Annotated in this window: 14 protein-coding genes and 1 other annotated feature (1 of these 15 only partly in view); of the genes, 13 read left to right on the top strand and 1 reads right to left on the bottom strand. The window is 38.7% G+C overall.

Annotation, left to right across the window (positions count from 1 at the left end; translation table 11 throughout):
- Positions 1 to 22 (top strand) — a binding site (T-box leader); it begins 183 nt to the left of the window's first position.
- A 60-nt stretch (positions 23 to 82) separates the two neighbouring features.
- From alaS to N0O92_RS14875, 12 genes are all read left to right on the top strand, one after another.
- Positions 83 to 2,722, top strand: coding sequence for an alanine--tRNA ligase (alaS, locus tag N0O92_RS14930; protein ID WP_315615454.1), 2,640 nt, complete (start codon positions 83 to 85; stop codon positions 2,720 to 2,722).
- An 87-nt stretch (positions 2,723 to 2,809) separates the two neighbouring features.
- Positions 2,810 to 3,082, top strand: a complete 273-nt coding sequence (locus N0O92_RS14925; protein WP_034746893.1) for an IreB family regulatory phosphoprotein — start codon at positions 2,810 to 2,812, stop codon at positions 3,080 to 3,082.
- Positions 3,079 to 3,498, top strand: coding sequence for a Holliday junction resolvase RuvX (gene ruvX / locus N0O92_RS14920; protein WP_315615453.1), 420 nt, complete (start codon positions 3,079 to 3,081; stop codon positions 3,496 to 3,498). Before N0O92_RS14925 ends, ruvX begins: the two co-directional genes overlap by 4 nt.
- A gap of 31 nt (positions 3,499 to 3,529) precedes the next feature.
- Positions 3,530 to 3,820: a DUF1292 domain-containing protein gene (locus tag N0O92_RS14915; protein WP_315615452.1), complete on the top strand. Its 291-nt coding sequence runs from the start codon at positions 3,530 to 3,532 to the stop codon at positions 3,818 to 3,820.
- 116 nt (positions 3,821 to 3,936) lie between these two features.
- Positions 3,937 to 5,094: an endolytic transglycosylase MltG gene (gene mltG, locus N0O92_RS14910; RefSeq protein ID WP_315615451.1), complete on the top strand. Its 1,158-nt coding sequence runs from the start codon at positions 3,937 to 3,939 to the stop codon at positions 5,092 to 5,094.
- A gap of 74 nt (positions 5,095 to 5,168) precedes the next feature.
- Entirely contained in the window at positions 5,169 to 5,807 is a 639-nt protein-coding gene (locus tag N0O92_RS14905) for an O-methyltransferase (RefSeq protein ID WP_315615450.1), read from the top strand.
- 12 nt (positions 5,808 to 5,819) lie between these two features.
- Positions 5,820 to 6,752 carry a peptidase U32 family protein gene (locus N0O92_RS14900; RefSeq protein WP_315615449.1) on the top strand — a complete coding sequence of 311 codons (933 nt, stop codon included), beginning with the start codon at positions 5,820 to 5,822 and terminating at the stop codon, positions 6,750 to 6,752.
- Positions 6,753 to 6,771: 19 nt separating this feature from the next.
- On the top strand, positions 6,772 to 8,034 hold the full coding sequence (locus N0O92_RS14895; RefSeq protein ID WP_315615448.1) for a peptidase U32 family protein: 1,263 nt from the start codon (positions 6,772 to 6,774) through the stop codon (positions 8,032 to 8,034).
- Positions 8,034 to 8,669 carry a uridine kinase gene (gene udk, locus N0O92_RS14890; RefSeq protein WP_315615447.1) on the top strand — a complete coding sequence of 212 codons (636 nt, stop codon included), beginning with the start codon at positions 8,034 to 8,036 and terminating at the stop codon, positions 8,667 to 8,669. The genes N0O92_RS14895 and udk overlap by 1 nt, the downstream gene beginning before the upstream one ends.
- A gap of 131 nt (positions 8,670 to 8,800) precedes the next feature.
- A complete protein-coding gene (greA, locus tag N0O92_RS14885; RefSeq protein WP_315615446.1) occupies positions 8,801 to 9,277 on the top strand; it encodes a transcription elongation factor GreA in 477 nt (158 codons plus the stop codon).
- A 132-nt stretch (positions 9,278 to 9,409) separates the two neighbouring features.
- Positions 9,410 to 9,997, top strand: coding sequence for a YrrS family protein (locus N0O92_RS14880; RefSeq protein WP_315615445.1), 588 nt, complete (start codon positions 9,410 to 9,412; stop codon positions 9,995 to 9,997).
- 87 nt (positions 9,998 to 10,084) lie between these two features.
- The gene (locus N0O92_RS14875) at positions 10,085 to 11,377 is read left to right on the top strand and encodes an amidohydrolase family protein (RefSeq protein WP_315615444.1); all 1,293 of its coding nucleotides are present in this window, start codon (positions 10,085 to 10,087) and stop codon (positions 11,375 to 11,377) included.
- A gap of 97 nt (positions 11,378 to 11,474) precedes the next feature.
- Here the strand turns inward: N0O92_RS14875 and N0O92_RS14870 are convergent, their stop codons facing one another.
- The gene (locus tag N0O92_RS14870) at positions 11,475 to 12,725 is read right to left on the bottom strand and encodes an adenosylhomocysteinase (protein WP_396334526.1); all 1,251 of its coding nucleotides are present in this window, start codon (positions 12,723 to 12,725) and stop codon (positions 11,475 to 11,477) included.
- 204 nt (positions 12,726 to 12,929) lie between these two features.
- Between N0O92_RS14870 and N0O92_RS14865 the strand changes: the two genes are divergently transcribed.
- Positions 12,930 to 13,172: a YrhC family protein gene (locus tag N0O92_RS14865; protein WP_315615442.1), complete on the top strand. Its 243-nt coding sequence runs from the start codon at positions 12,930 to 12,932 to the stop codon at positions 13,170 to 13,172.
- Positions 13,173 to 13,192 lie beyond the last annotated feature (20 nt).

Raw genomic sequence — 13,192 nt, 5'->3', positions numbered from 1 at the left:
GTGATAAACTCTCGTCCCTTTTAGGGATTAGGGTTTTTTTATTTGTTCAAAATTAGTTACATAAATGAAGGAGAGACAAGAAATGAGAAAACTGACATCTGCTCAAGTTAGACAAATGTATTTAGATTTCTTCAAAGAAAAAGGCCATGACATTGAACCAAGTGCTTCCTTAGTACCGCATGAAGATCCTTCGTTGCTATGGATCAATAGTGGGGTAGCGACGCTAAAGAAATACTTCGATGGTCGTGTCATTCCAGAAAATCCAAGAATAACAAATGCGCAAAAATCGATTCGTACAAATGATATCGAAAACGTCGGGAAAACAGCTCGTCACCATACATTTTTTGAAATGCTAGGGAACTTCTCAATTGGTGATTATTTTAAAGAAGAAGCAATTGAGTGGGGATGGGAATTTCTTACGAGCGAAAAATGGATCGGTTTTGATCCTGAGAAATTATCGGTAACCGTTCATCCGGAAGATAATGAAGCGTACGACTATTGGAAAAACAAAATTGGCATTCCTGAAGAGCGTATTATCCGTCTTGAAGGGAATTTTTGGGACATTGGTGAGGGACCTAGTGGACCGAATACGGAAATCTTCTATGATCGTGGACCAAGTTATGGAAATGATGAAAGTGATCCCGAATTATATCCAGGTGGAGAAAACGAGCGTTATTTAGAAGTGTGGAACCTTGTATTTTCTCAGTTCAACCACAATCCTGATGGTAGCTATACGCCGCTTCCAAAGAAAAACATTGATACTGGTATGGGTCTTGAACGTATGGTGTCTGTTATTCAAGATACACCAACCAATTTTGAAACAGATTTGTTTATGCCGATTATTCAAGCTACAGAAGAAATTGCTGGGGTTACATATGGAAAAGATAAAGACATCGATGTGGCTTTTAAAGTTATTGCCGATCATGTTCGGACCGTTACCTTTGCTGTAACCGATGGTGCTTTGCCTTCAAATGAAGGAAGAGGCTATGTACTTAGAAGACTTTTGCGTCGGGCTGTTCGTTACGCAAAATTAATCTCAATTAACCGCCCATTTATGTTTGAACTCGTTCCAGTTGTTGGGGAGATTATGGTTGACTTTTACCCAGAAGTGAAAGAAAAGACGGAATTCGTTCAAAAAGTCATGAAAAACGAGGAAGAACGTTTCCATGAAACATTGAATGAAGGGTTATCCATCCTTGAGAAAATTCTTGATGATGCCGAAAAAGCAAACAAATCTGTCATTGATGGCAAAGATGTGTTCCGTTTATATGATACGTACGGGTTCCCAGTAGACCTAACGGAAGAATACGTACAAGAAAAAGGGTTGGAGATTGATCGAGACGGGTTTGAGAGAGAAATGGAAGGACAACGAGAGCGTGCGCGTTCCGCTCGTCAAGAATCAGGCTCAATGCAAGTACAAGATGAAGTACTTGGTCAAATTACAACTGAAAGTACGTTTGTTGGATACGATCATTTAAATACCGATGCTACTGTTGATGTGATTGTATTTGAAAAAGAAGTAGCGGACCTTGTTTCTGCTGGAAACACAGCTCAAGTTATTTTAAACAAGACCCCATTTTATGCCGAAAGTGGTGGACAAGTAGCCGATAAAGGAACCATTCGTGGTGAAAATGTAGTTGCTGAAGTAACGGCTGTTACGAAAGCACCTAATGGTCAACATCTTCATACAGTTGAAGTAAAAGAGGGCGTTCTTGAAAAAGGAGCAACCGTTACGTGTACTGTAGAGGAAACTGAGAGAATCGCAATAGTTAAGAACCATACTGCAACACATCTATTGCATCAAGCTTTAAAAGACGTCCTTGGAGCTCATGTTAACCAGGCAGGTTCATTAGTGTCAGAAGATCGTTTGCGTTTTGACTTCTCTCACTTTGGTCAAGTAACAGCAGAAGAAATGACAAAAGTAGAAGAAATCGTGAACGAACAAATTTGGAATGCACTTGCTGTTGATATTTCCTTAAAGAAATTGGACGAAGCAAAAGAAATGGGAGCAATGGCCCTTTTCGGTGAAAAATATGGTGAAACAGTTCGTGTCGTTCAAGTTGGCGATTATAGCTTAGAGCTTTGCGGTGGTTGTCATGTTCGCAATACAGCTGAAATTGGATTGTTTAAGCTTGTTTCTGAATCAGGAATTGGTGCAGGAGTACGTCGAATTGAAGCGGTGACAGGCAAGGGTGCTTATGAGCATATGAACGCACAAATTCAATTGCTAAAAGATGTTGCTTCAAATTTAAAAGTGAAACGAGTACAAGATGTTCCTGCAAGAGTGGAGGCATCTCAACAACAAATTAGAGAATTACAAAGAGAAAATGAATCATTATCAGCAAAATTGGGCAATATGGAAGCTGGGAATCTTATCAATGAAGCTGTTGAGATCAATGGAGTTAAAGTATTGACGAAAAAAGTCGATGCAGCTGATATGGATGGATTACGAGGTATTGTAGACACGTTAAAACAAGACGTCGCTTCTGGAATTATCGTGTTAGGTGCGGTATCTGGAGATAAAGTAAATATTGTGGCTGGTGTAACGAAAGACTTACTTGATAAAGGCTTCCATGCAGGGAAACTAGTCAAAGAAGTGGCGACTCGTTGCGGTGGCGGCGGTGGTGGCCGTCCAGATATGGCTCAAGCTGGCGGAAAAAACCCAGCACAATTGGAAGAAGCGTTAGCGTTTGTAGGAGAATATGTAAATACAATTTCCTAATTCGACTTTAATGGTGTACAATGGAAATAGACAAGCTATTATTAGACAAAATTTGTCGGATAGCAATGAATGAAAGAGGTGTTTGTGATGAGCTCTATGGACAAAACGATGCAATTTAATTTTCATGATGATACGGTTGATGTTGATGTCCAAGAGGTGCTCCTTTCTGTATATGAGTCACTTGAAGAGAAAGGTTATAACCCCATTAACCAGATTGTTGGCTATTTACTTTCAGGAGACCCTGCGTACATTCCGCGTCATAAAGACGCAAGGACACTCATTCGTAAGCTAGAACGTGATGAACTAATTGAAGAGTTAGTAAAATCCTATTTATCACAGCACCGTAAGGAGAATGAATGAGAGCACTCGGCTTAGATGTTGGAACGAAAACAATAGGTGTTGCTCTAAGTGACGAGCTTGGATGGACTGCGCAAGGATTAACGACGCTTAGACGCAAAGAGGATGAAGAAGAAAAGGATTTTGAATCGATTGCTCAGCTAGTCAAAGAGCATGGTGTTGATACGATTGTTATCGGAATGCCTAAAAATATGAATGGTACAATCGGTCATGCTGGTGAAAGAAGTCAATTATTTGCTGATACATTAAGTACACATGTTTCGTGCACGATAAAGATGTGGGATGAGCGTTTAACGTCAGTCGCAGCAGAACGTATGCTTATCTCAGCAGATGTGAGTCGAAAAAAAAGAAAGCAAGTCATTGATAAAATGGCAGCGGTCATGATCTTACAAGGATACTTAGACCATAAAGGATCTTAGACCTAATTACTGATAAGAGGTGCAATGTTTAATGACAGAACAAGAAAAAGAACGAATCGTGATTCCTGATGAAAACGGAGACGAACATCTTTTTGATGAATTATTCAGATTTCATGTGGATGCAACAAATAAGTCGTATATTCTCGTAACTCCAGTAGGTGCAGAAGAAGACGATGAGGAAGAAGTAGAAGTATTTGCTTTCCGTTACGAGGATCGTGAAGGGGAAGAAGACGATATTGCCTTATTTCCAGTAGAAACGGACGAAGAGTGGGAAATGGTTGAAGAAATGTTGAATACATTTCAACCTGAAGATGAGGAATAAGTAGTAGAGAAATCATGCTACACTTAAAAAAGTAGTACCCCAAAATAAGGGTACTGCTTTTTTTCTTTAATTTTCGTCGAATTGTAGTATAATATAACGGTGGAAGGAGGAGAATGATGTCTGAATCCAACGAAAAACCACGAAATGACCTTTATGAGGAGCGAGTTTCTCAGGCTAAGGTTGTTCGGAAAATTGTTTTTTATAGTTTAATTGGTATATTTATTATAGGTATCATTTTATTTATAAGTGCTTATTTTTATTTGAAAAATGCTTTAGGCCCTGTTGATGCGGCTGATCCAGAGGAAATTCAGGTGACAGTTCCAATAGGCTCATCAGCCAATCAAATAGGTACGATCTTAGAAGAAGAGGGCTTAGTTCGAAACGGTACATTCTTCCGTTATTATGTTCGTTATAAAAATGAGTCAGGATTCCAAGCTGGAGATTATGCACTTTCGACAGATATGACAATGGATGAAATTATTGCTGAATTAAAAGAAGGAAGAGTAATGCAAGAACCAGAACTTGTTTTTACGATTCCAGAGGGTAGATGGCTTGAAGATGTAGCTAAAATTATGGCTAACGAAACCTCTCATACGGAAGAAGAGGTTATGGAAGTTTTGACCGATAGCGAGTATATTGAATCATTAATTGATCAATACTCGATGTTAACGGAAGATATATTAGATGAAGATATTCGGTATGCTCTAGAAGGGTATTTGTTTCCAGCACGTTATGATTTTATGGACGAGGATCCTTCAATAGAATCGATGATAGAAGCTATGCTAGGCGGTACACAGAAGGTGATAGAAGAATTCGCTTCTGATGTGGAGGCAAGTGAATATAGTATACATGAGATCTTAACCCTTGCTTCGATTATTGAGAGGGAAGCACAAAAATCGGAAGACCGTTATCTTATTTCTGGAGTTTTATATAACCGGTTAGATCGAGATATGCCGTTGCAAGTAGATCCGACTGTTTCCTATGCTCTTGGTGAACATCTCTATATGACAAGTTATGCTGCTTTAGAAGTGGATTCTCCTTATAATACGTATCGATATAGAGGAATTCCAATTGGCCCGATTGCCAATCCTGGAAAAGATTCCATTCGTGCGGCTTTGAGCCCTGAAAAGACAGATTACCTGTTTTTCTATGCGCGATTTAATGGAGACGTTATTTATAATGAGACTTATGAAGAACATAATCGTACTCATCAAATGTATAGGGACGAATGGGTAGAAGGACAAAGTCAACAAGCTGAGGAAACAGAAGAGTAAGCAGATGATAAGGGGGATGTGTTTCTAAACACGCCCTCTTTTCTATGGTTGAATGATGAGAATGGAGTGGAATGATGATTAATAAACAAGTAGAGGATTATTTAAAGTCGCTAATCCCAACACGCGGGGAGCGAGTCGAACAAATAGAAGAATTTGCAAAGGTTAACCAAGTTCCAATTATGGATCTTATCGGGATGGAAAGTCTATTACAACAAATGAAATTACATGAGCCGAAACGAATTCTTGAAATTGGAACAGCAATCGGCTATTCTGCCATTCGAATGGCTCAAGCTTTTCCTTCTTCACGTATCGTGACAATGGAACGGGATGAGGAAAGATTTACGGAGGCACTGAAAAATATTTCCGAACTCGATCTTGTTGATCAGATAGATGTAAGGTTTGGAGATGCGCTTGATTTGGCTCAAACACTTGAATCAGAACCCCTTTTTGATGTATTATTTATTGATGCCGCAAAAGGGCAATACCAACGCTTTTTTGATTTATATGGGAAATTGGTTAAACCTGGTGGCGTGATTTATTCGGATAATGTGTTATTTCGTGGTTTGGTTGCGGAAGAAGACATAGAAAATAAACGATTACAAAAACTAGCAACAAAGATAAAAAGCTATAATGAATGGTTAATGAATCATCCTGACTATGATACAAGGATTTTGCCAGTGGGAGATGGATTAGCTGTCAGTATAAAGAGATAAAAGGAGTGAACTATGGGAATGAAACCTGAACTGCTCGTTACACCAAAAGACATTGAAGCGGTAAAACGTTTATTTGTAGCTGGTGCGGATGCTATTTTGATTGGGGAAGAACGCTATGGTCTTCGTCTAGCCGGGGAATTTTCAAGAGATGCGATTACAGAAGCGACAAACATCGCTCATGATCTTGGCAAGAAAGTTTATGTTGCCATGAATGCTCTTTTTCATAATGAAAAAGTAGATGAATTGGCGGAGTACATTACATTTTTAAAAGATACAGGTGTGGACGGAATAACGTTTGGAGATCCGGCTGTTTTAATGACTGTGCGTGAAGTGGCTCCTGATTTGAAATTACATTGGAATACAGAACAAACAGCGACGAATTGGTTCACTGCTAACTATTGGGGACGCAAAGGTGCCAAGCGTGCTGTGTTAGCTCGTGAAATTAATATGGATGCGATTGTAGAAATAAAAGAACATGCTGAAGTTGAGATAGAAGTGCAAGTTCATGGAATGACTAGTATGTTTCAATCAAAAAGAACATTGATCGGGAACTATATGCAATTCCAAGGCAAAAATTTATCAGTAGAAAAACGAGACAAAGAGCGAAATATTCATTTGTTTGATCCTGAACGCAATGCTCGTTATCCAATTTTTGAAGATGAAAATGGAACACACATTATGAGTCCTAATGATATTTGCATTATTGATGAATTAGAAGAAATGATGGATGCGAGTGTGGATAGTTTTAAAATAGACGGATTATTAAAGTCGACAGATTATATGGAAGCTGTAACAGCACTATATCGGGAAGCCATTGATTTATGTGCAGATAATCGCGATGAATACGAAGAACGAAAAGAGGCATATTTAAAGAAAATAGAAGACATTCAGCCGGAAAATCGTAAGCTTGATACTGGATTCTTCTTTAAAGAAACGGTTTATTAAGAAGGGAGGCTATGAAAAAATGACTACCATTGCAGAACGAACAACAGAAGGCAAACGTGTGATAACAAAAAAACCAGAACTTTTAGCACCAGCAGGAAGTCTTGAAAAGCTCAAAGTAGCGGTTCATTACGGGGCAGATGCGGTTTTTATTGGTGGGCGAGAATTTGGATTACGTTCAAATGCAGACAACTTTTCCATTGAAGAAATGCGAGAAGGAGTTGAATTTGCTAATAAGTATGGAGCAAAAATATATGTAACAACGAATATTTTTGCTCATAATGAGAATATGGACGGGCTTGAAGAGTATTTACAATCATTACAAGAAGTTGGGGTAACAGGAATTATCGTTGCAGACCCTCTTATTATTGAAACCTGTAAGCGAGTTGCACCTAAAGTAGAGGTTCATCTTAGTACTCAACAATCTTTAAGTAACTGGCTAGCGGTTAAGTATTGGAAAGAAGAAGGATTACACCGAGTGGTTCTTGCTCGTGAAGTAGGTCTTGAAGAAATGCTTGAGATGAAAAAGAAAGTCGATATTGAAATCGAGGCCTTTATTCACGGAGCAATGTGTATTTCTTATTCAGGTCGATGCGTGTTAAGTAACCATATGACTGCACGTGATTCAAACCGAGGCGGGTGCTGTCAATCGTGTCGTTGGGAATACGACTTATATGAGACAAACGAAAACGGGGAGAAAGCTCTGTTTGAAGAGGGAGATCCTCAATATACAATGAGTCCAAAAGATTTAAATCTTGTCCAAGCAATTCCGAAGTTAATCGAAGCTGGAATTGATAGCTTGAAAGTGGAAGGGCGCATGAAATCCATTCACTATGTTGCTACTGTAACAAGTGTCTATCGTAAAGTGATTGATGCTTATTGTGAAGATCCAGATAACTTCCAAATTGATAAAGCATGGCTAGACGAACTCGAAAAATGTGCGAATCGTGATTTTGCTCCTCAATTCTTCGAGGGAGAGCCGACGTTTGAAGAACAAATGTATGGAAAACATCCGAAACGGACAAAGTTTGATTTCGCTGGATTGGTACTTGATTACGATCAAGAAACATCCATCGTTACATTGCAGCAACGTAACCACTTTAAGGTGGGAGATGAGGTTGAATTTTTCGGCCCTGAAATTTCAAACTTTATTCAAAAAGTCGATACGCTTTGGGATGAAGATGGCAATGAGATTGATGCAGCACGACATCCGTTACAAATTGTCAAGTTTAAAGTAGACCAAGCAGTGTATCCGCAAAACATGATGCGTAAAGAGGTTAAATAATGTCTAAAAAGCCAATTGTTATCGGTGTGGCCGGGGGAACAGGTTCTGGTAAAACAACGGTAGCGAAAGAAATATTTTATCAATTTAATGAACAATCGATTGTTCTTATTGAACAAGATGCTTACTATAAAGATCAAAGTCACTTACACTTTGAAGAACGACTAAAAACAAACTATGATCATCCTTTAGCATTTGATAATGACTTGTTATTGGAGCATTTACAATTGCTCTCGTCAGGAAAAGGAATTAAGAAGCCGATCTATGATTACAAGGCTCATACAAGGTCAAAGGATGTTATCAATATTGATCCAAAAGATGTTATTATTGTTGAAGGCATCTTAATTCTAGAAGACGAACGTTTGCGTGAGATGATGGATATTAAATTATTTGTAGATGCTGATGCTGATATCCGAATTATCCGCCGTTTGGTAAGAGATATAGAGGATCGTGGTCGTTCTATCGAATCAGTAATTAATCAATATACATCAGTTGTAAGACCGATGCATTTACAATTTATTGAGCCAACGAAGCGATATGCAGATGTGATTGTTCCAGAAGGCGGGCAGAATCGTGTCGCAATTGATCTAATGGTAACAAAAATTCGAACAATTATTGAAGAGAAAGCGATTTTGTAATAGCATAAGAACAGGTCTATATTTTATGAGACGATTTTAAAAACTCGGTAACCCGAGTTTTTAGTCTACATATGAAGTTGAACTTTTGTATTTCATTATTATTTGAACGTAGTAGATGAGGAGTGAAAGACATGGCAGAAGAGAAAAAGCATTATATGACAATGGATGGTAAGAAGAAGTTAGAAGAGGAATTAGAATACTTAAAGACAGAACGACGGAAAGAAGTCGTTGAAAGAATAAAAATTGCTCGTAGCTTCGGTGACCTCTCTGAGAACTCAGAGTATGATTCTGCGAAGGAAGAGCAGGCTTTTGTTGAAGGACGTATTGCTCAACTAGAAAAGATGATTCGTAATGCCGTTATGATCGAAGAAGAAGAAGGTGCAGCAAATGTTGTATCTCTTGGGAAGACAGTGAAATTTATTGAGCTTCCAGATGGAGAAGAAGAAGAGTATACGATCGTGGGTAGTGCAGAATCAGATCCAGCAGCTGGGAAAATTTCAAATGACTCTCCAATGGCACAAAGTTTATTGGGACGAGGTATTAATGATAAAGTTTCCGTTAACACACCAGGTGGGGAAATGGAAATTAAAATTGTCGATATTAGCTAACACATCAAAAAAGCTGCTCATACTGAGTAGCTTTTTTTGATTGTGTAAAACCTTGTATCAACCTGTTCTCGCGCTTTTCGGAAAGATCTTGTATAATTAACGACAGAGAAAAGGATTAAAGGGAGTGGAGTTATGCAAGGATATCGTTTTGAACAACGTAAGAAGAAGCGAGAAAACCGTATATTAAATGTGGCGATAGCTGTAGTGACCATTCTTATTATTGTAGTTGCCGTTCAAATTTTCTTAGGAGCAACCAAAAGTGAAGAAGCATCGACTGAAAATGACTTAGTAGAAGAAATAGAAGAAACAAATGAAACAGAAGTAATTCAAGATCCTGTTGAGACAAATGAGGAAGCAAGAGAAGAAGAGGAACCTGAGGTAAGGGAAGAAGAGGACAGCGAAGAAGAGACAGAAATGGATGAAGAATTTGTTGAGGCTGTTCCAGAAGAAGACTGGTCACCAGTAGGGACATCGCAAACGGGTGAATTTACTCCTGACTTCACAAAAAACGGGACGAACTGGAATGAAATGGTGAGGGCTATTCAGCAAGCTACAGGGTTTTCTGATATGACTATTTTTTGGCTAGGTAACGGGGGATCGGCAACGAGAGCTCGTGGAGAAGTAAGTGATAGGAATAATCCAAGTGAACGTTATGAAGTGTTTATTGAATGGGTTGATGGCCAAGGCTGGATGCCTGTTGAGAAAAACAAAATAAATTAATGGCTTCGGGTTTATTTGAAAAGAATCGCATCACAAACCTTTTCAGATAAACCCTTCTAAAATGAATGAGCAGAAAGGGTATTATCTATGTCAAAAACGATTGTAATAAATGGAACCATCATTACTGTAAACGGTTCGAATCAAGTACTTAAAGGTGGAGCTATCGCGTTTGAAAATGGCAAGATTACATATGTAGGTGAAACGCCAAACGATCTTTCCATGTATGAGGAAGTCATTGATGTAAAAGGCGATTATGTGTTACCTGGTTTAGTAAATACGCACGGCCATGCTTCAATGTCGTTGCTTCGTGGTTATGCAGACGACCTTCCATTGCAACAATGGCTAGAGGAGAAAATGTGGCCTATTGAAGCTCAGTACACAAAAGAGCATGCGAAATGGGGAACATACTTATCGTTGATTGAGATGCTACGTACAGGGACGACAACATTTGTTGATATGTATGACAATATGGATGAAGTCGCAATGGCTGTAGAAGCATCAGGAGCAAGAGCTAGGCTATGTAGAGGGATGATTGGCTTTGGTTCAGAAGAGTTACGTCAAAGTAAGTTAGAAGAGGCCTCAAGCTTTGCTAGAAATTGGAACAACAAAGCGAATGGACGAATTACAACGATGATGTCACCACATTCACCGTATACGTGTTCACCTCAATTTATAGAACAAATTGTATCAAAAGCAGTTGAGCTAGACGCACCGATTCATATCCATATGTCTGAAACGATCGCAGAAGTAGCTCAAAATGAGAAAGAATATGGGGAGCGTCCAGTTAAGCATCTAGAAAAGCTAGGTGTGTTCTCACAAAGAAGTTTGGTAGCACATGCTGTACATGTGGAAGATTGGGAAATGGATATTCTCGCTAAACATGATGTGAAGGTGTCAAATAACATTATTAGCAATTTGAAATTAGCAAGCGGTATTGCCCCTGTACCTGAAATGCTAAAGAAAGGAATTACTGTTTCTCTTGGAACGGACAGTTCCGCTTCTAATAACAATCTAGATTTATTTGAAGAATTGAAGCAGGTGGCTCTTTTATACAAAGGTGTCCATAACGATGCAACCTTAATTCCTGCAGAAAAGGCATTGCAACTAGCTACCATTCATGGAGCTGAAGCGATCTGGTTAGAAGATCAAATCGGAAGCCTTGAGGTTGGGAAAGAAGCTGATTTCATTGTGATGAATACGAAACAAGCTTTTTATCAGCCTGCTCATAATCCGGTTTCTCATCTTGTTTATTCAGGAAGCGGACGAGATGTGAAAGATGTGTTCGTACAAGGAAAACAAGTTGTGAGAAATGGCGAGTGCTTAACAGTAGATGAAGAGAAGGTCATCTTTGAAGCGAATCGTTTAAGCGAACAATTTTAAATTTCATTTTCAAAAGTGAAATCTACAATTTAAAAAGCCTTGAGAGAAGGTCACTTCTCTCAAGGCTTTTTAGCAACCACTTTATTGACAACGACAATTAATCAATCTTCCAGCTTTCAAGATAGACTTTTTGTTCATCTGTTAGAGCATCAATTTGGATTCCAAGCGCCTCTAATTTTAACTGAGCGACTTGCTTGTCTAATTCATAAGGAACCGTAATAATTCGATTTCCGATTTCTTTGTACTTTTCATTCACATAAGCAAGCGAGACGGCTTGTAAGGCAAATGTCATGTCCATTATTTCAGCAGGGTGACCATCACCTGCTCCTAAGTTAACAAGACGACCTTCTGCTAGCAAATAGAGCTTACGTCCATCTTTAAGAACATATTCTTCTATGTTTTTGCGCACTTCACGTTTAGAAGTAGATAAGGCCTCAAGGTCATGTTTGTTCACTTCCACATCAAAGTGACCTGCATTTGCTAAAATGGCCCCATCTTTCATAACTTCCAAATGTTCACGACGAATCACATATTGATTCCCAGTTACAGCAATAAAATAATCCCCATGTTGCGCAGCTTCTACTAGTGACATTACTTCAAATCCATCCATATAGGCTTCAATAGCTTTAATGCTATCTACTTCAGTCACAATTACTTTAGCTCCCAGACCTTTTGCACGCATTGCGACACCACGTCCGCACCATCCGTACCCAACAACGACTACTGTTTTTCCTGCAACAACTAAATTGGTTGTACGGTTTATGCTATCCCACACTGATTGACCAGTACCATAGCGATTATCGAATAAATGTTTGCAATAACCATCATTTACCGCAATCATGGGAAACGGTAGGTCTCCTGACTTTTCTAACGCCTTATCTCGAATAACACCCGTTGTCGTTTCTTCACAACCTCCACGAATGTTTTTGATAAGATCAGGACGCTCTGAATGAAGGAGTGTCGTAAAGTCGCCCCCATCGTCAATAATCAGGTCTGGCTCTACTTCTAGTGCCATAATTAAATGTTGTTTAAATTCCTCTGGATCAGGTCGGTGTTTAGCGAAAACAGTAATGCCGTCTTCAACAAGCGCAGCGCAAACATCGTCTTGAGTGGAAAGAGGGTTGCTTCCTGCAATATAAACATCAGCTCCTCCTGCTTTCACTACTTTGGCAAGATAAGCGGTTTTTGCTTCTAAATGGAGACAAATGGCCACTTTTAATCCTTTAAAAGGTTGAGTGACTTCGAAATCTTCACGGATACGATTAAGAACAGGCATATGTTCTTTGACCCAATCAATTTTTAAATGGCCTTCAGGGGCAAGGCTCATATCACGTACAATGCTTTTCATATTCATGTTCCTCCAATGTATGTAGTTCAAACTAAACTTAATGATACCGTATTCTGTCAACAGATGAAAGCTTGCTATTACAATGACGATTGATTTAAGGTTTATAAGTTAAATGGAACCATATAGGATATTTAACAAACATTGCATCATCTATTTCTTGTAGAAAATGATAGAATGAATGATAGAAGAGTAGGAGGAAGATAAATGGAAGATAAAAAGATCAAGCAACTTGAAGCGAAAGTCACGGATTACAAACAATTTGGTTTCATTTTGTTATCATTAAGTATTTTTCTGTTTATCGGATTAGTCATTCCAACAGAAAGTACGGTTATCGTTGTACCGAATTTATTTATTGCTGGTATATTTATTGCACTAGCGTTAGCGGTGGTATTTCATCGTTTGGCGATGAAAGCACAGAAGCAGTTATATGAAGAGAATACTCATTAATAATAGATACTCAAAAATTA

Source organism: Alkalihalobacillus sp. MEB130 (assembly GCF_032335535.1).
GTDB lineage: Bacteria > Bacillota > Bacilli > Bacillales > Bacillaceae_D > Halalkalibacter.
Note: the sequence above shows the minus strand (reverse complement) of the source record. Positions and strands in the feature narration are given on the sequence as shown.